We start from the raw sequence: 21569 nt of genomic DNA on the forward strand, positions 1-21569 counted from the left end.
GGGGCGCATCCCGTCATTGCGAGGAGCGTCAGCGACGAAGCAACCCAGCGGGATTGGGCGAGCGTTTGCCCCTGGGTTGCTTCGCTGCGCTCGCAATGACGGTGGGGTGCACACCCCGTCATTGCGAGGAGCGTCAGCGACGAAGCAACCCAGGGGGACCAAGCGAGCGCTCCCCCCTCGGTTGCTTCGCTGCGCTCGCCATGACGGCGCGGCGATATCATGCCGCCTTCACGTCGCGCGCCAGCGCCGCGCATTCGTCGCGGCGGAAACAGCCGGTCAGGTGGTCGTTCACCAGCCCGCAGGCCTGCATGAAGGCGTAGACGATGGTCGGGCCGCAGAAGGTGAAGCCGGCGCGTTTCAGCGCCTTCGCCATCGCTTCCGAAACGTCGCTCTGCGTCGGCACCTGCTCATGGGTGCGGAAGCTGTTCTGCAGCACCCGCCCGTCCTGATGCTTCCAGAGGAAATCGGCGAAGGGCTCGCGCTCGGAAATCGCGAGATAGGCACGCGCACTGCGGATCGCGCCCTCGATCTTGCCGCGATGGCGGATGATGCCGGCATCCCCCAGCAGGCGCTGCACATCCGCCTCGCCGAAGCGCGCCATCGCCTCCGGCTCGAAACCGGCGAAGCCCGCGCGGAAGGCGTCGCGCTTGCGCAGGATGGTGATCCAGGACAGGCCGGCCTGGAAACCGTCCAGGATCAGCTTCTCGAACAGCGCGCGGGAATCATATTCCGGCACGCCCCATTCGCTGTCGTGATAGGCGAGATAGAGCGGATCGGTTCCCGGCCAGATGCAGCGGAACCGGCCATCCGGCCCCGCCACCGCTTCGCGACCACCGAGAGCCTCACGCGTGCCGTCGCTCATGCCGCCGCTCCGAAGCCCGGCTCTCCGGGGAAGGGGAAGCGCGCATAGGCCGGCTTCTCCAGCGTGAAGGCGAGGCCCCCGCCCTCCAGCTCCTGGCCCGCTTCCATGGCATCGGCGACCCGGTCCAGCCGCAGCATGGCGAGCGCGCGGCCCCCGGCGCAGCTGCCGACGCGGCCGATCACCTTGCCGCCCGCCGTCGCCTCGACACCGTCCTCGGCATTGAGGCCCTGGCTGAAGACGATCGGGACGATGCGGGTGCGGGCTGTGCCGCGATGCTGCATGCGCGAGACGACCTCCTGGCCGACATAGCAGCCCTTGCGGAAGGACACGCCGTTGAGCTGGTCGAGCAGCGCCTCGTGCGGAAAGGCGTCGCCATAGAGAAAGTCGCGGCCCCCCTCGGGGACGCCGAGCGCGATCCGCCGCGCCTGATAGGCCTCGGTGTCGCGGCTGGCGATCTCGTCCAGCCCGTCGCGATCGGTGATCGCCCGGTCGCCCAGCGCCGGCAGGCGCGGATCCGCATAGACCAGGCCGAGCTCGGGCGAGAGCGGCCGGCCCTCGGCATCGGCGATGACGGCGCTCGCCTGCGAGAGGTCGTCCAGCGTGACCCGGGCGCGGAGCCTGTAGAGTTTCAGCCGCTTCATCAGATCGGGCACCAGCAGCAGGGGGCAGTCCAGCAGATAGCCGCCGCCCTCTTCCGCGGGCACGGCGACCAGCAGAAAATCACAGATGATCTTGCCCTGCGGTGTCAGCAGCGCGCCGTAGCCGGCGCGATCGGGGCCGATGGCCTCGACATCGCAGGTGACGAGACCCTGCAGGAAGCTGGTCGCGTCCTCGCCGCCGACGCGGATCACGCCACGGTCGATCAGATGGATGGTGGACATGGAGCGTCTCCGGCGGCGCTGCCTCGCCTCGCCCGGGGAGGGCGAAGCGCCTCGCGGTTTTCAAGCAGCCTTCGACCCGATAGGTAGGCTGCTTCAGCCGTCCGCTCAACACCCGGAGACCGCGATGCCGCAAAGCTACGACATGATCCTCAAGGGCGGCACCGTGGTGAACCATGACGGCCGCGTGCAGCGCGATCTCGGCATCGTCGCCGGCAAAATCGTCGCGCTCGGCGATCTCTCGCGCGCATCGGCCGGGGAGGTCGTGGACTGCGCGGGGCTGCACATCCTGCCGGGGGTGATCGACAGCCAGGTGCATTTCCGGGAGCCGGGGCTCGATCACAAGGAGGATCTGGAAAGCGGCTCGCGCGCGGCCGTGATGGGCGGCGTGACCTGCGTTTTCGAAATGCCCAACACCATTCCGCAGACCACGACGCCGGAGGCGCTCGCCGACAAGATCCGGCGCGGGCGCCACCGCATGCATTGCGACTTCGCCTTCTGGGTGGGCGGCACGCATGAGAACGTCAGGGACGTGCCGGAGCTGGAGCGCCTGCCGGGCGCGGCCGGGATCAAGGTCTTCATGGGGTCCTCGACCGGCGATCTGCTGGTGGAGGACGATGCCGGCGTCGGCGCCATCCTCAAGGCGACGCGCCGCCGCGCGGCCTTCCATTCGGAAGACGAGGGCATGCTGCGCGAGCGCATGGGGCTGCGGGTCACCGGCGATCCGTCGAGCCATCCGGTCTGGCGCTCGCCCGAGGTGGCGCTGACCTGCACGCGGCGGCTGGTGCGGATCGCCCGCGAGGCGGGGGCGCGCGTCCATATCCTCCACATCTCGACCGGCGAGGAGATGGAGTTCCTGCGCGAGCACAAGGACGTCGCCACGGTCGAGGTGCTGCCGAACCATCTGACGCTGGTGGCGCCCGATTGCTACGAGCGTTTGGGAACCTATGCGCAGATGAACCCGCCGATCCGCGACGAAAGCCACCGCGCGAGGATCTGGTGGGGCGTGGAGCAGGGTATCGTCGACGTGCTCGGCTCCGACCATGCGCCGCATACGCATGAGGAAAAGCACCACGCCTATCCCGCCAGCCATTCCGGCATGCCGGGCGTGCAGACGCTGGTGCCGATCATGCTCGACCATGTCCATGCGGGGCGTCTGACGCTCGAGCGCTTCGTCGATCTGTCGAGCCATGGGCCGCAGCGCATCTTCGGGCTGGAAGGCAAGGGCCGCATCGCCGCCGGCTACGACGCCGATCTGACGATCGTCGATCTGAAGCGCCGCGAGACCATCACCAATGCCTGGGGCGCCTCGAAATGCGGCTGGACGCCCTATGACGGCGTCAGCGTCACCGGCTGGCCGGTCGGCACCATCATCCGCGGGCGTCGCGTGATGTGGGAGGGCGAGCTGACGACGACGGCGCAGGGCGAGCCGGCCCGGTTCCTGGAGACGCTGCCGCGGGGGTGACGGATGTGGCGGCAGAGCGCGTTCACCCCGCCGCGCGCTCCCCCGCCGGATCGAGATAGCGCTCGAAAGCCTCCAGCCCGCCGCGGCCGAGATGCAGGGCCCGGCTTCCGCTGTCGCGTTCGAACAGGCCGCGCCGGATGAAACCCTGCAGCAGCGCCGCGCCCAGAGGCCCGGCGAGATGGGGGCGGCGCTCGCTCCAGTCCAGGCAGGCGCGGCAGGGCGCGCGGCCATTGCGGGCGAGCGCGTCGACCTCGATGCCCTCGGCGACGAAGCGCGCCCGGCCCTGCACCGAGAGGCCAAGCCCGTCCGGCGTCGCCACCACCAGACCCTGCGCGACCAGCGCATCGTGCAGCTTCACGCCCAGGGTCCCGGCGAGGTGATCATAGCAGATGCGGGCCAGGCGCAGCGCCTCGTCGCGCGGCCCGGGCCGGCTGCGCATCCGGCCGATTCGGGCCGCCAGTTCCATCAGCCCTTCGACCGCGGCGGCGACCTCCGGCCCGGCCAGCCGAAAATAGCGATGGCGGCCCTGCACCGTCATGACGATCAGCCCGGCGTCCCGCAGCCTGGCGAGATGCGCGCTGGCGGTCTGCGGCGTCACTCGCGCCTCATGGGCGAGTTCGCCCGCGGTCAGCGCCATGCCCGACATCAAGGCCGCCATCATGTTGGCCCGGGCGGGGTCGCCGATCAGAGCGGCGAGGCTGGCGATGTCGGGACCGTCTCTCATCGCACGATCCTAGCAGATGCAGGCAGGCCGTGTTTCGCTCGCCGCCGAAGCATCGGTCTCAGCCGAGGCCGGCGAGCAGCCCCGACATGGCCCGGCTCTCATAGGCGTCGCGCCGGCGGATGAAGAGCGTGTGGACCAGGCGCTCGGCTTTCGGGATCGCATGCCAGCTCAGCCCGTCGCGGCTCGCGGAGCGCTCGAACACCGCCCTCGGCAGGAGGGTGATGCCGATGCCCGCCGCGACACAGCCGAGCAGACCGTCGAGCGTCCCGAATTCGAGCCGCGCATAGCTCGGCAGGCCGAGCCCGGCCAGCGCCTGTTCGAGGCGCTGGCGATAGGAGCAGCCGAGGCGGAAGGTCAGCACGGTCAGGCCTGAGCCGCGGGCGAGGTCGCCGAGGGTTTCGACCGCGGCCGGCGCGATGATGCCGAGCTCCTCGGTGAAGGCCGGCGTGGCGACCAGGTCGGGATGCTCGCTGGGACCGGCGACGAAGGCGCCGTCGATCTCGCGGCGCAGCACCGCCTCGCTCAGCTCGGCCGTGGGGCCGGTGCGCAGGCTGAGCCGGATCTGCGGATGGGCCTTGTGATAGGCGGCGAGGAGCGCAGGCAGCCTGACGGCGGCGGTGGTCTCCATCGCGCCGATCTGCAGTGAGCCCTGCGCCTGCTCCTCGTCGCGCGCCGCGGTGCCGGCCTCCTTCACCAGCGCCAGCACGCGCTCGGCATAGGGCAGCAGGCGGCGCCCGGCGCCGGTCAGCGCCATGCCGCGGCTGTGCCGGTCGAAGAGCGGCAGGCCGAGCTCGTCCTCCAGCGACCGGATGCGGCCGGTGACGTTGGACTGGACGGTGTTGAGCTCCCGGGCGGCGGCCGTAATCGCCCCGGCGCGGGCCACGGTAGCGAAAGTGGTCAGCTCGATCAGATCCATGCCATCATCAAATCAGATGACAGCATTACGAACAAATCATTTTTTCAGAAGGTTTGCGGCTGCTAGATTGGTTGCTCACAGAGGAGGACGCCATGCCGCTATCGACCCGCCTGACCGAGATGCTGGGGTGCCGGCACCCCATCCTCCTCGCCGCGATGGATGTGGTCTCGGATGCGCGCCTGACGCTCGCCGTGTCGCGGGCGGGCGGCTTCGGCATCCTCGGCGGGGGCTATGGCGACCGCGACTGGCTCGCGGCGCAATTGCCGGCGCTGCGCGAGAGCGACCAGGGTTTCGGCGTCGGCTTCATCACCTGGAGCCTGGCGCGCCGGCCGGAGCTGCTCGATCTGGCGCTCGCTGCGAAGCCGGCCGCGATCTGGCTGTCATTCGGGGATCCCGCGCCTTTCGTGGACAAGATCAAGGCTTCGGGCTGCCGGCTGATCTGCCAGGTGCAGACGGTGGCGATGGCGCGCGACGCGGTGGCGAAAGGCGCCGACATCATCGTGGCGCAGGGGGCGGAGGCGGGCGGGCATGGCGATGCGCGCGGCACCTTCGCCCTGGTTCCCGCGGTCGCCGATGCGGTGGCGGACAAGGCCGTCGTGGTCGCGGCCGGCGGCGTCGGCGACGGGCGCGGCCTGGCGGCGGCGCTGATGCTGGGGGCGGAGGGCGTCGTGCTCGGGACCAGGCTCTATGCGAGCCAGGAAGCGGCGGGCCATGACGACGCCAAGGCGAGGATGGTCGCCGCCACCGGCGACGACACGGTGCGCGGGCTGATCTTCGATATCTCCCGCCAGAACCTCTGGCCATTGCCCTTCACCGGGCGCTGCCTCGAGAATGCGCATTCGCGCCGCTGGAGCGGGCGCGAGCTCGCGCTGATGCAGGCGATGGGCGAGGAGTCGAAGGCCTATCAGGCGGCGCGGAAGAAGGGGGATTTCGACGTGGCGGCGGTGATCGCCGGCGAGAGCGTCGCGCTGGTGCACGATATTCCGCCCGCAGGGGCGATCGTCAGGGAGATCGCGGAGAAGGCGGAGGCGCTGCTCGCCGCGGGGCAGGGTGGGCCGCTGGCCCGGCGCTGAGTGTCAGTGGCGCGTGCCGCTGCTGAAGGCGCCGCTGCGGATCTTGTCGGGCAGCGCCTCGGCGAAGACGGCGCTGGCCTCCTCGCCATAGGTCTCGACCAGAGTGCGGAAGGCGGCGAAGAGCGCGGCATGGGCGAGGGCGTCGCTGTCCAGCCCGTCCTGCTGGGCCTCCGCGAACGCGTCCTCGACATAGCCATAGGCCACGCGCCTGGCGTCGCCATGGTCCTCGGAGAGCGTGGAATCGAGCGGCAGGTCGTCGGGAAACATCGGCATCGAGCAACAACTCTGCGGCACGGTCTTGCGGTGACGGGACCAACTCCCCGCGAGCGGGAAAGCCACCCTGGACGAGAGGGACTCATAGCCGGCGCGCCGTGCCTGCGCCACCATCCCGTTTAAGAAAGGTTAACGCCGACCCTGCGGATTTGACAGAGCCGGCGAAAAATCAGCTGTGTGTCATCCGCCGAACCGGCCCGCCAGGTTGCGCGCCAGGCGCTCTCCCTGCGCCGCCAGCCGGGCCGAGGCTTCCTGCGTGCCCTCGGTGCAGAGGCGGTGGGTCAGGGCATAGGCCCTGAAGCCGCGGTTGAAGGCGGAAGTCAGGCGCTCGCGCCGCGACGGCGTGCGACCCTCGGCCTCGATCAGCGCCTCCATGCGCTCGCGCCAGCCCTGCGCGTCCTGGCCGCCGCAGAGGGTGCGGAGATAGGCGAGCGAGCCCATGATCTCGGCCAAAGCCAGCAATTGCGGCTCATAGGGCGGGGGTGGCGGTTCGGGCGCGGGGGCCGGGGCGGGCTCCTTGGCGGCTTGCGGCGTGGCGGGCGGGCGCGCGCTCTGGCCGAAGGCCGCCGCGACCGGCCAGGTCAGCAGCAGCAGGGCGGCGAGCGCCCCGGCCAGCGGGCCGCTCACGGCCGGTCTCCGGCGGCGATGCGGCTGGCGCGGCGCAGCACATCGGCGAGCTCACGCGTGGTCGGCAGCCCGCCCAGCCGCAGGGGATCGGCCCACATCACCGCGCCGGCCTCCGGCCCCGGCACGGGCTCGCCCTCCAGCCAGTGCCCGACGAAGGAAGCGACCACGAAATGATGGGTCAAGCCACCGCCCCCGTCGCGGCCGAAGATCTCTACATGGCGGTTGAAGCCGATGATCGTCGCGGTGACGCCGACCTCCTCGGTCAATTCGCGCAGAGCCGCCTGCTCCAGCGTCTCCCCGGCCTCGACCTTGCCGCCGGGCAGCGACCAGAGACGATCGGCCGGCGGCCTGGTGCGGGTGGCGAGCAGAACCTTGCCCTCGCGGAACACGGCGATCGAGGCGGCCAGCACCGGCCGTGCCGGCGCCTTGGCGGCGGAGGGAAAGCGGATGATCTGCCCGCCGCCGCCGCTCACACGTGCTGCCCGCCATTGATGTGCAGTTCGGCCCCGGTGACGTAGCTCGAGGCGTCGGTGCACAGGAAATGGATGGCGCGCGCCACCTCCTCGGTCTTGCCGAGGCGCTGCAGCGGCAGGGTCGCGACGATCTTCTCCGTGCCCGGCGACAGGATGGCGGTGTCGATCTCGCCGGGCGAGATCGAGTTGACGCGGATGCCGAGCGGGCCGAAATCCGCCGCCATCTCGCGCGTCAGGCTGGCCAGCGCGGCTTTCGAGGTCGCATAGGCGGCGCCGGCGAAGGGATGGACGCGCGATCCCGCGATCGAGGTGACGTTGACGATGGTGCCCTTGGCGAGGGTCAGCTCCTCCAGCAGGCCGCGCGCCAGCATGATCGGCGCGAAGAAATTGACCTGGAAGACCTTGTGCCAATCGTTGAACGAGGTCGTCGCCGCGCCGAGCCTGGCGCCTTCGGGCCCCTTGGGCGAAATGCCGGCATTGTTGACGAGGGCGTTGAGCTTGCCGCCCTCGGCCGCGAGGCGCTTCTTGATCTCGGCGATGCCGCGCATCGTATCCTCGGGATCGCCGAGATCGATCTGCACGTGATCATCGGCGCCCGACGGCCAGGGGCATTTGTCGGAGAAGGCCTGGCGCGAACAGGAGAGGATGCGCCAGCCCGCCATGGCGAATTCCATCACGGTGGCATGGCCGATGCCGCGGCTGGCGCCGGTCAGCAGCATCACCGGGCGCTTGCCCGGTTCGGTCTGGGGGAAATCGAATTTCGGCATGGCCATGGAGCAGCGATCCTCAGGGGTAGAGCCGGGTACGGCTCCAGGGCTGGTCGGCCCCGGATCGCCGAAACACGACGCGATCATGCAGACGGAACGCGCCGTCGCGCCAGAATTCGATATAGACCGGCATGATGCGGAAGCCGGTCCAGTGCGGCGGGCGCGGGATCTCGCCGAAGCCGAATTTCGCGGCATAGCTCGCCACCGCCTTTTCGAGCGCGAAGCGGCTCTCCAGCGGGCGCGATTGCTGCGAGGCCCAGGCGCCGATGCGGCTGTCGCGCGGGCGTGACTGGAAATAGGCGTCGGCCTCGGCGTCGCTCACCCGGGCGACCGGGCCGCGGATGCGGATCTGCCGGCGCAGGCTCTTCCAGTGGAACAAGGCGGCCGCCTTGCCCTGGCCGAGCAGCTCCTCGCCCTTCTGGCTCTGGGTGTTGGTGTAGAAGACGAAACCGTCGGCGTCATAGCCCTTCAGCAGCACCATCCGGACGTTCGGGAGGCCCTCGGCATCGACCGTCGACAGGGCCATGCCGTTGGGATCGTTCGGCTCGCTGTCGCCCGCCTCCGCGAGCCAGTCGCGGAACAGCGCGAAGGGCTCCTGCGCATCCGTGAAGTCACCGCTCGTTAACCGTTCCACGTGTCTAATCCTGTCTGGTGAAGTATGGGCGTCGGGCGAGCGCGATCGGTGATCTGGGGTTTAGCACAGTGTTTGTATAGGCCGATGGCCGGGGTGTGCCATAGCCGTCGCAGCCGCGGCTTGCCCATGCGCGGGGCGAAGGCCTCTCTGGTGGTGGCGCTCGGCGTGCTGATGGCGGGCTGCTCGGTGTCCTTCCCCATTCTCGGCCTGTCCTCGAAAGCGGAGGACGAGGTCGCGACCACCTCCTCGGTCCTGCCGTCCCGTGGCTCGCAGAAGCCGAGCGCGCTCTCCAGCCTCGCCGCCGAGCTCGGCCCCGAGGATCTGCGCCGGGCGGATGGTGCGATGGCCGTCGCGCTCGATCCCCAGGGAAATGGCGCATCCGTCTCCTGGGACAATCCCCAGAGCGGCAGCAAGGGCAGCTTCACCCCGGTCGGCGGCCCGTTCCTGCGGTCGGACGAGATCTGCCGGGCTTTCGTCGCCGCGGTCCAGACCCAAACGAAGCCGGCCAAGCTGCAGGGCATGGCCTGCCGCCCCTCTGGCGGCGAATGGGCGGTGAAGGACGTGAAGCCCTGGAAGGGCTGAATTCTCTGCGCCGCAGCCATTGCAGCTGTTGCGTTCAGGCCACATAATTCCCAGATAGCGCCCAGGGCAGAGCGGAACCGGGCGCGCAGCGCCGGCCGCCATGCTGCTGATGTCGAATGGGGTTGGGAATGCGTGATCCGTATCAGGTTCTGGGCGTCGCCCGCTCGGCCGATGAGGACGAGATCAAGAAAGCCTATCGCAAGCGTGCCAAGGATCTGCACCCGGACAGGAACCGGGACGATCCGAAGGCGCAGGACCGCTTCGCGGAGCTGAACGGCGCCTATGAGATCCTGGGCGACGAGACCAAGCGCAAGCAGTTCGACCGCGGCGAGATCGATGCCGAGGGCAAGCCGAAATTCCAGGGCTTCGAAGGGTTCGGCGGCGCTGGCCGCGGCGGACGCGCCGGCGGCTTCGAGTTCAATTTCGGGCAGGGTGGCGGCTCGCCCTTCGGGCGGGGCGGGGCCGAGGCGGGTTTCGACCCCTCGGACATCTTCGGCTCGCTGTTCGGCGAGGCGGCACGGCGGGGCGGGCGGGCCCGGCAGGCCCAGCCGAAGCCGCCGGAACAGGCCTTCACGCTCGAGGTCACGCTGGCCGAGGCGACTTTGGGCGGGACGAGGCGGGTCAAGCTGCCCGGCGGCCGCGAGGTCGAGATCACGATTCCGGAAGGCGTGGCTGACGGCAAGGTGATGCGGCTGCGCGGGCTCGGCCAGACCGATCCGTTCAGCGGCGAGGCCGGCGACGTGATGATGACGATCAAGCTGAAGCCGGATCCGCGCTTCGTCATCGACGGCGGCAATCTGCGCACGCGTGTGGCCGTGCCGCTCGCCAAGGCGGTGCTGGGCGGTTCCGTCCATGTGCCGACCCTGACCGGGGCCGTCGAGATGACGATCCCGCCGATGACCGGCAGCACCCGGCAGTTCCGGCTGCGCGGCAAGGGGCTGAAGCTCGACAAGGGCGCCGCCGGCGATCTTTTCGTGGCGATCGACATCGAGATGCCGGACGAGGATGCGGAGCTGACGGCGCTGATGCAGGCGCGCGCCTCCTGACGGCGAGGGCGAGGCGCGGTGCGAAACAGGTTCCCACTTCTGCGCGCATGCTCTAAGACACCGCTCCTTCCGAGATGTTTTGCGGGTTCTCCATGCCTGATTCAACCAATGCCACCGCCCATGTGCTGAAGGGCAAGCGCGGGCTCATCATGGGCGTGGCGAACAACCGCTCCATCGCCTGGGGCATCGCCAAGGCCTGCGCCGATGCCGGCGCCGAGCTCGCCTTCACCTATCAGGGCGATGCGCTGAAGAAGCGGGTGGAGCCACTGGCGAAGGAACTCGGCGGCCATGTGGTCGGCCATTGCGACGTCACCGACGCCGCGACGATCGATGCCGTCTTCGCCGAGGTCGAGGCGCTGTGGGGCAAGCTCGACTTCGTCGTGCATTGCATCGCCTTCTCCGACAAGGACGAGCTGACCGGCCGCTATGTCGAGACCAGCGAAGGCAATTTCACAAAGTCGCTGCTGATCTCTTGCTACTCCTTCACCGCCGTGACGCAGCGTGCGGAGAAGCTGATGAGCGATGGCGGCGCGATGCTGACGCTGACCTATTACGGCGCCGAGAAATGGATGCCGCATTACAACGTCATGGGCGTGGCCAAGGCCGCGCTGGAGGCGAGCGTGCAATATCTGGCCGCCGATCTCGGCCCCTCCAAGATCCGCGTCAACGCCATCTCGGCCGGGCCGATCAAGACGCTGGCCGCCTCCGGCATCGGCGATTTCCGCTATATCCTGCGCTGGAACGAGTATAACTCGCCGCTGCGCCGGACCGTGACCATCGAAGAGGTCGGCGAAACCGCCGTGTTCCTGGTCTCGGACATGTCGCGCGGCATCACCGGCGAGATCCTGCATGTCGATGCCGGCTACCACGTCGTGGGGATGAAAGTCCCGACCGCGCCCGACATCACGCTCGACAAGAGCGAATAGGGCGAGCTCCGAACGCCGGGAAGGGTCGCGGGCCGCCCTCCCGCCGGGGCGATCACCCGGCCGCCCGGGCCAGCAGATCCCGCAGCCGCTCCGTCTCCGCCGGCGCGAGCTGGATGCCGGGCTCGGTCATCGCCCGCCACAGCGCCGCGACCGGCCGTCCCTCGATCTGCCGCTCCGGCGCGATCTCCGCCAGAGGCGCGAGCACGAAGGCGCGTTCGGCGATGCGCGGATGCGGCACCTGCAGCCCGGGCTCGTCGATCGCATTCGGGCCATAGGTCAGGATGTCGATGTCGAGCGTGCGCGGGCCCCACCGCTCGCGGCGCTCGCGCCCGCTCCGACGCTCCAGCTCGAGGCACAGCGCCAGCAGCTCCCTCGCGGAGAGCGAGGTCTCGACCAGCGCCGCCATATTCAGGAAATCGGGCTGGTCGAGCTTGCCCCAGGGCGGCGTCCGGTAGATGCGGGAGAGCCCGCGCAGGCTGGTTCCGGGATGGGCTTTCAGGCCCGACAGCGCGCTGGAGAAGGCCTCCACCACATCGCCGACATTGCCGCCGAGGCCGAGGGTCGCCTCAGTCTTCACGGCGGAAATCCAGCCTGATGCCGACGGAAGCGAGATTGGCGTGGATCGGCGGGGCCGGCTTTCGCAAGGTCACTTCCACGCGCGTCACGCTGGCGAAATTGTCGAGCAGCGCACGGGCCACGCCGCGGGCCGCCGCTTCCAGGAGATTGTAGCGCCGGCTGGTGAAGGCCTCGGTGGCGACGGCGACGGCCAGGCCGTAATCGACGGTATCGGCGAGCGCGTCGCTGAGCGCCGAGGCCCGGATGTCGGTGGCCAGCACGATGTCGAGCAGGAAGCGCTGGCCCAGCCGCTCCTCCTCGGCGAAACAGCCGTGATAGGCGTAGATGTCGAGCTTCTCGATCAGGATGCTGCCGGTTTCGCTCACCGCGTTTCCTCTCGTCTCTCCGCCAGCGCAGCCCAGACCTGGAAGGCCTGGAGATGCGGGGCGATGTCATGGGCGCGGATGATGGCCGCACCCTGGCTGGCGCCGTAGAGATGGGCGCTGATGCTGCCGGCGACACGCTCCGACGCCACGGTCTGCCCGGTGAGCCTGCCGATCGAGGATTTGCGCGAGGCGCCGAGCAGGATCGGGCAGCCGAGCTGCTCCAGCCTGGCGATGTCGCGGATCATGGTCAGGTTCTGCGCCAGGGTCTTGCCGAAGCCGATGCCGGGATCGACGACCAGCTGCCGCCGCGGCACGCCCGCCGCGGTGGCGATCGCGATCGACCGTTCGAGGAAGCGCAGCACGTCGTCGCAGATGTCGATGGCGGGATCGATGCTCTCGCGGTTGTGCATCAGCACCATGGGCGCGCCGTGCCGCGCGGCCACTTCGGCGATCAGCGGATCGCCCTGCGCGCCCCAGACATCGTTGATGATCGAGGCGCCCGCTGCGAGCGCGGCCTCCGCCACCGCGGCCTTGGTCGTGTCGATCGACAGGGGCAGCTGGGTGACGCGGCGCAGACCGGTCACCACCGGCAGCACGCGGGCCATCTCCGTCTCGGCATCGACGCGTCTATGGCCGGGGCGGGTCGATTCCCCGCCGATGTCGATGATGTCGGCCCCGTCCTGCGCCAGACGCAGGCCATGAGCGACGGCTTCTTCGGCATTGGCGAGCATGCCGCCATCCGAGAAGGAATCGGGGGTGATGTTGACGATGCCCATCAGGAGCGGCCTGCCGTCGAGGGCGAGGCTGCGACCATCCGGCAAGGTGAGTGCCCGGCTCATGGGACCAATCGCTGTGGCGGAGTGCCGGCTATATACGCCATGGACGGCCGGGGCCAACAGAAAGCGCGAAGGGCTTTGACGAGGCTGCCTCAACCGTGCATGAGCCGGCCATGACTCCGCTGACCCTGCCTCATCGCCTGATCCTCATCCGCCATGGCGAAACCGACTGGAACCGCGAGGGGCGGCTGCAGGGGTCGCAAGATATTCCGTTGAACGCGCTCGGGCGCGCGCAGGCGGCCGAAACCGCCGACCGGCTGCGCGCCATCGCGCCGCATTGGGCGGAGCTCGACTTCGTCAGCTCGCCGATGCAGCGCTCGCGCGAGACCATGGAGATCCTGCGCGCCGGGCTCGGGGTCGAGCCGACCGCCTATCGCGTCGACGAGCGGCTGCGGGAGCTGACCTTCGGCCGCTGGGAGGGCTTCACCTGGCGCGACATCCGCAAGGCGGAGCGGGATCTGGCCCAGGCGCGCGAGCGCGACAAATGGGGTTTCGTGCCGCCCGAGGGCGAAAGCTACCGCATGCTGGCCGAGCGCATCCGCCCGGTCTTCGCCGCGTTCGGCGGGGAGACCGTGGTGGTCAGCCATGGCGGGGTGGCACGTGCCGCGATGGCGCTCGTCGGCGCAGTTTCGCCACAGAAAGCTGCTCTCGTGGACATCTGGCAGGGAAAGATTCTGGTGCTGACGGCGGGCCGGGCGGAGTGGGTGTAGGGGCTGCGGCCCGCGACCCCGCTTCACTCCGTTCATCGGCAGTTCAGTGCTGCGCTTTCATCACGATTATGTTAGCGAGGCAGTCGCGCAATCGGCTGAGGGGGCCGGAGCACGCGTCGGCAACGATGCTGTCCCGGTGGGAGTCGGGGGATCGCTGGAGGATGTCGGGAGGGAGCGGGTGCGGCCATCGCCGCGCCGGCTCGTGACGGCGATATCCGACATCAACGGGGCGTCATGAACGATATCAACCTAGGTTCGGCGATCGACATCGCCGGGGCGGCTCCTTTCGGCATGCTGGTCGGGGATATCAGACCCGATCTCATTCGCGACGAGGTTCTCTCGGAAATTCTGGCGGCGACGGTGGCGGCACGGCCCGACCACCCGGCCCTGGTCGATGAGACCAGCCGGCTGAGCTATGCCGAGCTCTGGGCCCTCGCCGGGAGGCAGGCGCGCGGCCTCGCTCGGGCGGGGATCGGCGCCGGCGACATGGTGGGGCTCTGGATGCCGCGCGGCATCCCGCTGCTGGTGGCGCAGATCGCGATCACGCGCGCGGGCGCGGCCTGGATCCCCTTCGACGCGGAAGCACCGGTCGAGCGCATCGCCACCTGCCTCGACGATGCCCAGGCCAAGGGCATCGTGACGGCGGGATCCTTCGTCTCGCGCGCCGCCGCTACCGGCCGAACGGTCTGGACTCCGGAAGCGCTCGTCGCCGCCGATGACGGCGCCGCCATGCCCGATCGCGCAACGGGGCTGACGCGCAGCCACCCGGCCTATCTGATCTACACCTCTGGCTCGACCGGCACGCCCAAGGCGATCGTGATCAGCCATGCCAATATCTGCCATTTCCTGCGCGCCGGGAACGCCTTCTACGGGTTCGGCCCCGAGGATGTTGTGTTCCAGGGCGGATCCGTCGCCTTCGACCTGTCGATGGAGGAGATCTGGACGCCCTATCTCGTCGGGGCGACGCTCTATGTGGCTTCGCCGGAGACGATGGGCGATGCCGAGAAGCTGCCCGGGCTGCTGAGCGCCGCCGGTGTCACGATCATCGACACGGTGCCGACCCTGCTCGGGATCCTGCCCTCGGACGTGCCCTCGCTCCGCCTGATCCTGCTCGGCGGCGAGGCGCTGCCGCCCGCCATCGTGCAGAAATGGTCGCGCCCCGGCCGGCGCATCCTGAACACCTATGGTCCGACCGAGACCACCGTCGTCGCCACCGCCGCCGAGGTGGTGCCGGACCAGCCGGTGACCATCGGCCGGCCGATCGCCAATTACACCGCTTATGTCGTCGACGAGGCGATGCGGCTCGTCGCGCCGGGCCAGCAGGGCGAGTTGCTGATCGGCGGCCCCAGCGTCGCCAGCGGCTATAATGGCCGCCCCGAACTGACCGCCGAGAAGTTCATCCCCAACCCGTTCGGGGGCAGCGCCGATCCCGTGCTCTACCGGTCCGGCGACGCCGTCAGCCTGGACGCCTCGGGCCAGATCGTCTTCCACGGCCGCATCGACGACCAGATCAAGATCCGCGGCTTCCGGGTCGAGCTCGGCGAGATCGAGACCAGGCTCGGCGACGAGCCGGGCGTGCATCAGGCGGCGGTGGTGCTGCGCGTCGACGACGAGATCGAGCGGCTGGTGGCCTTCGTGGTCGCCGAGCCCGGCGTCGCGGTCGATAGCGCGGTGCTGCGCGCCTCGCTGCGCGACAAGCTGCCGCCCTATATGGTGCCGGCGCATTTCGAGGCCGTCGGTTCGCTGCCGCGGATGGTCTCCGGCAAGCTCGACCGCAAGATGCTCAAGGCCGCGCCGCTGACGGCGCCGGCCCGCGCGGGCGAGCAGGAGCCGCCGCGCAACGCGACCGAGGCCGCGCTGCTCGATGCCGCCAAGCGCGTGCTCGGCGCGTCCAGCCTGCCGCTGGAGGCGGATTTCTTCGTCGATCTCGGCGGTCACTCGCTGCTCGCCGCGCGCTTCATCTCGATCATGCGCCAGACGCCGGCCTATGCCGGGATCACGCTGCAGGACGTCTATGGCGCGCGCACCCTGCGCGGCATGGCGACGCTGCTGGAGGAGCGCGGCGTCGGGGAGACGCTGGATCTGTCCTTCACCCCGCCACCCTTCCTGCGCCGCTTCCTCTGCGGCTGCGCCCAGGCGGCGGCGCTGCCGGTGATCATCGGCCTGTCGACCTCGCAATGGCTCGGCATCTTCGTCACCTACATGCTGATCTCGGGCGAGGATCTGGCGCTGCCGGCGCAGATCGCCGCGCTGCTCGGCGTCTATGTCGCGATCACCATCGTCACCGGCTTCATCGCGATCGGGCTGAAATGGTTGGTGCTGGGGCGCACCCGACCCGGCGTCTACCCGCTCTGGGGCGTGTATTACTTCCGCTGGTGGTTCGCCTCGCGCATCGCCGGGCTCGTCCACATCAAATGGCTGCAGGCGACGCCGGTGATGCGCTTCTACTGGCGCCTGCTCGGCGCCAAGGTCGGCAAGGACGTGATCATCTCCGATTACGAGGCCGGCGCGGTCGATCTCATCAGCATCGGCGACGGGGCCTCGCTCGGCGCCAAGACCACCTTCGCCAATGCCGAGGCGCTGGGCGACAAGCTGATCATCGACCGCATCACCATCGGCAAGGACGTCTATGCCGGCTCCTCCGTGGTGTTCGGCCATGGCTGCGTCGTCGGCGACCATGCCGAGCTGCTCGACCTCACCACCGTGCCGCCGCGCGGGCGCGTCGGCGAGGCCGAGATCTGGGACGGCTCGCCGGGGCGCAAGATCGGCATGGTCGATCTCGAGGCGCTGCCGCCTCCGGCCGAAGCGGGGCCGGGCCGGCGCAGCGCGATGACCGCCTTCTACATCCTGATGCTGATCGTGCTGCCGCCCGTCAGCCTGCTGCCGATCTTCCCGGCCTTCATGCTGTTCGACAAGATCGACGACTGGATCTCGACCTGGTCCGACATCAGCTATCTCTGGTATCTGCCGATCCTGACCTGGCCGACCTCGATCGGCCTGATCACGCTCACCGTCTTCCTGATGGCGGGGCTGCGCTGGCTGATCCTGCCGCGAGTGACGTCGGGATCCTACTCCATCCATTCCTCGTTCTTCGCGCGGAAATGGACGGTCGGCCTGGCGACCGAGGTGACGCTCGACACGCTGTCCTCGCTGTTCGCGACGATCTACATGCGGGCCTGGTACCGGATGATGGGCGCCAGCATCGGCAAGGGCTCGGAGATCTCGACCAATCTCTCCGGCCGCTACGATGTCACCGGCATCGGCGCGGGGAATTTCATCGCCGACGAGGTGGTGTTCGGGGACGAGGATATGCGCCGGGGCTATATGCGCCTCGACATGACGCGTACCGGCGACCAGGTCTTCGTCGGAAACGACGCGGTGGTGCCGCCCGGCGCGCATATCCCGGACCGGGTGCTGATCGGCATCAAGTCGAAGCCGCCGGCCAATGACCGGATGAAGCCGGGCGACACCTGGTTCGGTTCTCCGCCGATCCAGCTGCCGACGCGCCAGAAGGTCGATCTCGGCGCGACCTGGACCTATCAGCCCTCCTGGCAGAAGCAGACGCTGCGCGGGCTGTTCGAGGCGCTGCACACCTCCTTCCCGGCCATGCTCTTCATCACCTTCGGCACTCTGGCCGTCGATCTCGTGCTGCAGGAGAGGATCAACGAGCGCGACTGGACCGGGCTGGTCCTGTCCTTCATGGCCGTGGCGGTGCTGATCGCGGTGACCCAGGCGCTGATCTGCGTCGTGATCAAATGGCTGATGATGGGCGTCTACAAGCCGCTGATGAAGCCGATGTGGTCCTGGTGGGCGATGCGCACGGAATCCATCGCGGTGCTGTATTCCGGCCTCGGCGGCAAGGTGCTGTTCGAATATCTGCGCGGCACGCCGTTCCTGCCCTGGTTCCTGCGTCTGTTCGGCGCCAAATTCGGCAAGGGTGTCTGGATGGACATGACCGACATCACCGAGTTCGATTGCGTGACGGTCGGCGATTTCTGCCAGATCAACGCCCATTCCGCCCTGCAGACCCATCTCTACGAGGATCGGGTGATGAAGGTCGGGCGGGTGCATCTCGGCAAGGGCGTCTGCGTCGGCGCCGCGGCGACGGTGCTCTACGACACGCATGTCGGGGATTTCGCCCAGATCGGCCAGCTCACCGTCATCATGAAGGGCGAGAACCTGCCGGCGCATTCGCGCTGGGAGGGGGCGCCCGCCGTGCCGGCGCGGGCCGTGGCCGAGCATTGAGCGCAGCACGAGCTGCGAGGCGGCGCGGCGGCCGAGGCCGCGCCGCCGGTGCGGCTACCGGACTTTCACCTTCCGGCATTCCGGCTTAAGAGCCTGCTCTGCACTCTCTCAGGCTCCGCGATGTCCCATAACAGTTTCGGCCACCTCTTCCGCGTCACCACATTCGGCGAGAGCCATGGGCCGGCGATCGGCTGCGTGGTGGATGGCTGCCCGCCGCTGCTGCCGCTGAGCGAGGCCGATATCCAGATCGAGCTCGACCGCAGGCGCCCAGGCCAGTCCCGCTTCACCACCCAGCGCCAGGAGCCGGACCAGGTCCGCATCCTCTCGGGTGTCTTCATCGAGGAGGGCAGCGGGCGCCAGGTGACGACCGGCACGTCGATCGGCCTGCTGATCGACAATGTCGACCAGCGCTCCAAGGATTATTCCGAGATCAAGGACAAGTACCGGCCCGGCCATGCCGATTTCACCTATGACGTGAAATACGGCATTCGCGATTATCGCGGCGGCGGACGCTCCTCGGCGCGCGAGACGGCGATGCGGGTGGCGGCCGGGGCCATCGCCCGCAAGGTCGTGCCGGGGCTGCAGGTGCGCGGCGCCCTGGTGCAGATGGGGCCGCACACCATCGACCGCGCGCAATGGGATTGGGAGGAGGTCGGCCGCAACCCGTTCTTCTGCCCGGATGCGAAAGCCGCCGAGCGCTTCGCCGATTACCTCGACGGCATCCGCAAATCCGGCTCCTCGATCGGCGCCGTGCTGGAGATCGTCGCCGACAACGTCCCGGCCGGGCTCGGTGCGCCGATCTACGGCAAGCTGGACGCCGAGCTGGCGGCGGCGCTGATGAGCATCAACGCGGTCAAGGGTGTGGAGATCGGCGACGGCTTCGCCGCGGCCGCCCTCTCGGGCGAGGCCAATGCCGACGAGATGCGGGCCGGCAATGACGGGCGCCCGCTGTTTCTCTCCAATCATGCCGGCGGCATTCTCGGCGGCATCTCCACCGGGCAGCCGATCGTCGCGCGTTTCGCGGTGAAGCCGACCTCCTCCATCCTCAGCCCGCGAGCGACGGTGACGCGCAGCGGTGGCGAGGCGGAGATGTTCACCAAGGGCCGCCACGATCCCTGCGTCGGCATCAGGGCCGTGCCGGTGGGCGAGGCGATGGTCGCCTGCGTGCTCGCCGATCAATATCTGCGCCATCGCGGGCAGGTCGGGGTGACGGAAGCGCGCTGGCCCTTCGCCTAGGATTTCAGTGACACTGAAAATCAGCGGCCGGCTTCATTGCAAATGAAGTCGCGCCAGCTTAACTTTGCGGGATGAAGCTCGACGCCTGGCTCACGCTGAACAAGATCGGCCGCAGCGCCTTCGCGCGGCAGGTCGGGCTGTCTCCGGCCAGCGTCACCGCCTTGTGCAACGACCAGACCGCCTGGATCTCGCGCGAAAGCGCCGAGCGCATCGCCGCCGCCACCGGCGGCTCCGTCACCCCCAATGATTTTCTCGGCCTGAGCGGGCCGCGGGAGGCCAGCATGCCCCAATCCGTCACCCAGGCCATCGAAGCCTTCGCGCGCGGCGAGATCGTGATCGTCACCGATGATGATGATCGCGAGAACGAGGGCGATCTGATCGTCGCCGCCTCGCTGTGCACGCCGGAGAAGATGGCCTTCATCATCCGCAACACCTGCGGCATCGTCTGCGCGCCGCTGACGGCGGCCGAGGCACGCCGCCTGCGGCTCGACCCGATGGTCTCCTCCAATGACGCGCCGCTCGGCACGGCCTTCACGGTCACGGTCGACGTCAAGCACGGGCTGACGACCGGCATCTCGGCCGAGCAGCGCTGCAACACGGTGCGCGCGCTCGCCAACGGCAATATGGGCGCCGCCGATTTCGTGCGTCCGGGCCATGTCTTCCCGCTGATCGCGCGGGATGGCGGGGTGCTGATGCGCTCCGGCCATACCGAAGCGGCGGTGGATCTCTGCAAGCTGGCGGAGCTGCCGCAGGTCGGTGTGATCTGCGAACTCGCCAATGACGATGGCACCGTGATGAAGGGGCCGCAGATCACCGCCTTCGCCGAGAAGCACGGGCTGAAGCAGATTACAGTCGCCGATCTCATCGCCTATCGCCAGGCGCGGGAGAAGCTGGTCGAGCGGGTGCATTCCTTCCCGGTCAAGACCGCTTTCGGCGAGATGACCGGCCATGTCTACACCACGCCCTTCGAGAACACGCAGCATTTCGCCTTCGTGATGGGCAAGGTCGGCGATGGTGCCGGGATTCCGGCCAGGCTGCACCGGGCCAATGTCGTGGAGGATGTGCTGGGCGGCGCGCCCTCGATCCAATGCGCGCTCAGGCGCTTCCAGCAGGAGGGGCAGGGCGTGCTGATCTATCTGCGCGACGGTTCGGCCGGGGTGCCGGTGAAGAGCGTCGAGGATAATTCGGATTCGCAGCGCTCGCGGCAATGGCGCGAGGTCGGGCTCGGCGCGCAGATCCTGCGCGATCTCGGCGTCGCCTCGATCATCAATCTCGCCTCGTCGCCGCGCTCCTTCGTCGGGCTGAGCGGCTTCGGCATCGAGATCGTCGAGACGCAGCCGCTGGAGTGAGGCGGAGCCGGAGCCGCGCGCGCGGGCTCAGCCTCGCATCAGCGCCTGGACATGGGCCGCCGCCGAGCGCGACAGCCCGTCGAGATCGTAGCCGCCTTCCAGGATCGACACGACGCGCCCGCCGCACAGCCTGTCGGCGACGGCCATCAGCCTCTGCGTGGCCCAGGCGAAATCCGGCTCCTTCAGGTTGATGTTGGCGAGCGGATCGCGCCAATGCGCATCGAACCCGGCCGAGATGATGATGAGATCCGGGTGGAACGCCTCGATCCGCGGCAGCACCGCGGTCTCCAGCGCCTCCCGGAAATGGTCGCCGCCATCGCCGGCACGCAGCGGCGCATTGACGATAGTGCCGTGCAGGCCCCGCTCCGACAGCGCCCCGGTTCCGGGATAGAGCGGCATCTCATGGGTGGAGGCGTAGAGCACGCTCGGATCGTTCCAGAAGATCTCCTGCGTGCCGTTGCCGTGATGCACGTCCCAATCGAGGATCGCGACGCGTTCGGCGCCATGGCGCTTCTGCGCATGGCGCGCGGCGATCGCGGCCTGGTTGAAGAAGCAGAAGCCCATCGCCCTGGCGGTCTCGGCGTGGTGCCCGGGCGGGCGGGTCGCGACGAAGGCGTTGCGGACCTTGCCCGCCATCACGTCGTCGACGGCATGGACCGCCCCGCCGGCGCCGCGCAGCGCGGCCTCCAGCGTGCCCGGCGACATGGTCGTGTCGGCGTCGATCGGCACCAGCCCCTGCTCGGGCGACGCCGCCATGATCGCCTCGACATAATCGCGGGGATGGCACAGCAGCAGCTGCTCCAGACTGGCCTTCGGCGCCGTCTCGCGAATCAGCGCCATGAAGCGCTCATCCTCCAGCGCGCGTTCCACGGCCCGCAGCCGGTCGGGACGTTCGGGATGGCCGAGCGGGGTCTGGTGAAGCAGGCTGGCCGGGTGGGTTATCAACAGGGTGGACACGGACGCATCGCCTCGGAGCAAGCAAATCAGGGGGTCTAGCGTGGCAGCT

General features: G+C 69.1%; 21 protein-coding genes and 1 pseudogene. 9 read left to right on the forward strand and 13 right to left on the reverse strand.

What is annotated here, in order from left to right; all coding sequences use genetic code 11:
- Window positions 1–217: 217 nt before the first annotated feature.
- Window positions 218–862, reverse strand: coding sequence for a DNA-3-methyladenine glycosylase I (locus tag ASG72_RS19785; RefSeq protein WP_056716369.1), 645 nt, complete (start codon window positions 860–862; stop codon window positions 218–220).
- Window positions 859–1749, reverse strand: a pseudogene (locus tag ASG72_RS19790) (hypothetical protein); the annotation flags it as partial. The gene ASG72_RS19785 and the pseudogene ASG72_RS19790, both read right to left, overlap by 4 nt.
- A 118-nt stretch (window positions 1750–1867) precedes the next feature.
- Between ASG72_RS19790 and ASG72_RS19795 the strand changes: the two are divergent.
- Window positions 1868–3205: a dihydroorotase gene (locus tag ASG72_RS19795; protein ID WP_056716373.1), complete on the forward strand. Its 1338-nt coding sequence runs from the start codon at window positions 1868–1870 to the stop codon at window positions 3203–3205.
- Window positions 3206–3227: 22 nt separating this feature from the next.
- Here the strand turns inward: ASG72_RS19795 and ASG72_RS19800 are convergent, their stop codons facing one another.
- Entirely contained in the window at window positions 3228–3929 is a 702-nt protein-coding gene (locus ASG72_RS19800; protein ID WP_056716376.1) for a winged helix-turn-helix domain-containing protein, read from the reverse strand.
- 58 nt (window positions 3930–3987) lie between these two features.
- Window positions 3988–4845, reverse strand: coding sequence for a LysR family transcriptional regulator (locus ASG72_RS19805; RefSeq protein WP_056716380.1), 858 nt, complete (start codon window positions 4843–4845; stop codon window positions 3988–3990).
- Between the two features lie 92 nt (window positions 4846–4937).
- On the opposite strand from ASG72_RS19805, the gene ASG72_RS19810 reads away from it, so the two are divergent.
- The gene (locus ASG72_RS19810) at window positions 4938–5918 is read left to right on the forward strand and encodes a nitronate monooxygenase (RefSeq protein ID WP_056716383.1); all 981 of its coding nucleotides are present in this window, start codon (window positions 4938–4940) and stop codon (window positions 5916–5918) included.
- Window positions 5919–5921: 3 nt separating this feature from the next.
- Here ASG72_RS19810 and ASG72_RS19815 read toward each other — a convergent pair whose 3' ends face one another.
- From ASG72_RS19815 to pdxH, 5 genes are all read right to left on the reverse strand, one after another.
- Window positions 5922–6185: a hypothetical protein gene (locus ASG72_RS19815; protein WP_056716616.1), complete on the reverse strand. Its 264-nt coding sequence runs from the start codon at window positions 6183–6185 to the stop codon at window positions 5922–5924.
- Window positions 6186–6371: 186 nt separating this feature from the next.
- On the reverse strand, window positions 6372–6818 hold the full coding sequence (locus tag ASG72_RS19820) for a TIGR02301 family protein (protein ID WP_056716386.1): 447 nt from the start codon (window positions 6816–6818) through the stop codon (window positions 6372–6374).
- On the reverse strand, window positions 6815–7291 hold the full coding sequence (locus ASG72_RS19825; RefSeq protein ID WP_280137766.1) for an NUDIX hydrolase: 477 nt from the start codon (window positions 7289–7291) through the stop codon (window positions 6815–6817). The genes ASG72_RS19820 and ASG72_RS19825 overlap by 4 nt, the downstream gene beginning before the upstream one ends.
- Window positions 7288–8010 carry an SDR family oxidoreductase gene (locus tag ASG72_RS19830; protein ID WP_082540528.1) on the reverse strand — a complete coding sequence of 241 codons (723 nt, stop codon included), beginning with the start codon at window positions 8008–8010 and terminating at the stop codon, window positions 7288–7290. Before ASG72_RS19830 ends, ASG72_RS19825 begins: the two co-directional genes overlap by 4 nt.
- Before the next feature lie 67 nt (window positions 8011–8077).
- A complete protein-coding gene (pdxH, locus tag ASG72_RS19835) occupies window positions 8078–8692 on the reverse strand; it encodes a pyridoxamine 5'-phosphate oxidase (RefSeq protein WP_056716391.1) in 615 nt (204 codons plus the stop codon).
- Window positions 8693–8818: 126 nt separating this feature from the next.
- Here pdxH and ASG72_RS19840 point away from each other — a divergent pair, with 126 nt between their 5' ends.
- From ASG72_RS19840 to fabI, 3 genes are all read left to right on the forward strand, one after another.
- Window positions 8819–9274, forward strand: a complete 456-nt coding sequence (locus tag ASG72_RS19840; protein ID WP_082540505.1) for an RT0821/Lpp0805 family surface protein — start codon at window positions 8819–8821, stop codon at window positions 9272–9274.
- 128 nt (window positions 9275–9402) lie between these two features.
- On the forward strand, window positions 9403–10320 hold the full coding sequence (locus tag ASG72_RS19845; RefSeq protein WP_056716393.1) for a DnaJ C-terminal domain-containing protein: 918 nt from the start codon (window positions 9403–9405) through the stop codon (window positions 10318–10320).
- A 92-nt stretch (window positions 10321–10412) separates the two neighbouring features.
- On the forward strand, window positions 10413–11246 hold the full coding sequence (gene fabI / locus ASG72_RS19850) for an enoyl-ACP reductase FabI (protein WP_056716624.1): 834 nt from the start codon (window positions 10413–10415) through the stop codon (window positions 11244–11246).
- Between the two features lie 52 nt (window positions 11247–11298).
- Here fabI and folK read toward each other — a convergent pair whose 3' ends face one another.
- The 3 genes from folK to folP are packed head-to-tail and all read right to left on the reverse strand — an operon-like array spanning window position 11299 to window position 13026.
- Window positions 11299–11823, reverse strand: a complete 525-nt coding sequence (folK, locus tag ASG72_RS19855; RefSeq protein WP_056716396.1) for a 2-amino-4-hydroxy-6-hydroxymethyldihydropteridine diphosphokinase — start codon at window positions 11821–11823, stop codon at window positions 11299–11301.
- Entirely contained in the window at window positions 11813–12187 is a 375-nt protein-coding gene (gene folB / locus ASG72_RS19860; protein ID WP_162246270.1) for a dihydroneopterin aldolase, read from the reverse strand. The genes folK and folB overlap by 11 nt, the downstream gene beginning before the upstream one ends.
- Window positions 12184–13026, reverse strand: coding sequence for a dihydropteroate synthase (gene folP, locus ASG72_RS19865; RefSeq protein ID WP_056716400.1), 843 nt, complete (start codon window positions 13024–13026; stop codon window positions 12184–12186). Before folP ends, folB begins: the two co-directional genes overlap by 4 nt.
- 110 nt (window positions 13027–13136) lie before the next feature.
- Here folP and ASG72_RS19870 point away from each other — a divergent pair, with 110 nt between their 5' ends.
- The 4 genes from ASG72_RS19870 (at window position 13137) to ribB (ending at window position 20563) form a co-directional block, all read left to right on the forward strand.
- On the forward strand, window positions 13137–13733 hold the full coding sequence (locus ASG72_RS19870; protein ID WP_156396065.1) for a histidine phosphatase family protein: 597 nt from the start codon (window positions 13137–13139) through the stop codon (window positions 13731–13733).
- A gap of 234 nt (window positions 13734–13967) precedes the next feature.
- Window positions 13968–17978, forward strand: a complete 4011-nt coding sequence (locus ASG72_RS19875; RefSeq protein ID WP_056716401.1) for a Pls/PosA family non-ribosomal peptide synthetase — start codon at window positions 13968–13970, stop codon at window positions 17976–17978.
- Window positions 17979–18098: 120 nt separating this feature from the next.
- Entirely contained in the window at window positions 18099–19214 is a 1116-nt protein-coding gene (gene aroC / locus ASG72_RS19880; RefSeq protein WP_056716404.1) for a chorismate synthase, read from the forward strand.
- Window positions 19215–19285: 71 nt separating this feature from the next.
- On the forward strand, window positions 19286–20563 hold the full coding sequence (ribB, locus tag ASG72_RS19885; protein WP_200939982.1) for a 3,4-dihydroxy-2-butanone-4-phosphate synthase: 1278 nt from the start codon (window positions 19286–19288) through the stop codon (window positions 20561–20563).
- Window positions 20564–20590: 27 nt separating this feature from the next.
- On the opposite strand, the gene ASG72_RS19890 is transcribed toward ribB, so the two are convergent.
- Window positions 20591–21520 (reverse strand): histone deacetylase family protein, encoded by a 930-nt coding sequence (locus ASG72_RS19890; RefSeq protein ID WP_056716407.1) that lies wholly within the window; start codon window positions 21518–21520, stop codon window positions 20591–20593.
- Window positions 21521–21569: the final 49 nt, after the last annotated feature.

It is taken from the genome of Allobosea sp. Leaf344, from assembly GCF_001426225.1.
In the GTDB taxonomy this organism is placed as follows: Bacteria; Pseudomonadota; Alphaproteobacteria; order Rhizobiales; family Beijerinckiaceae; genus Allobosea.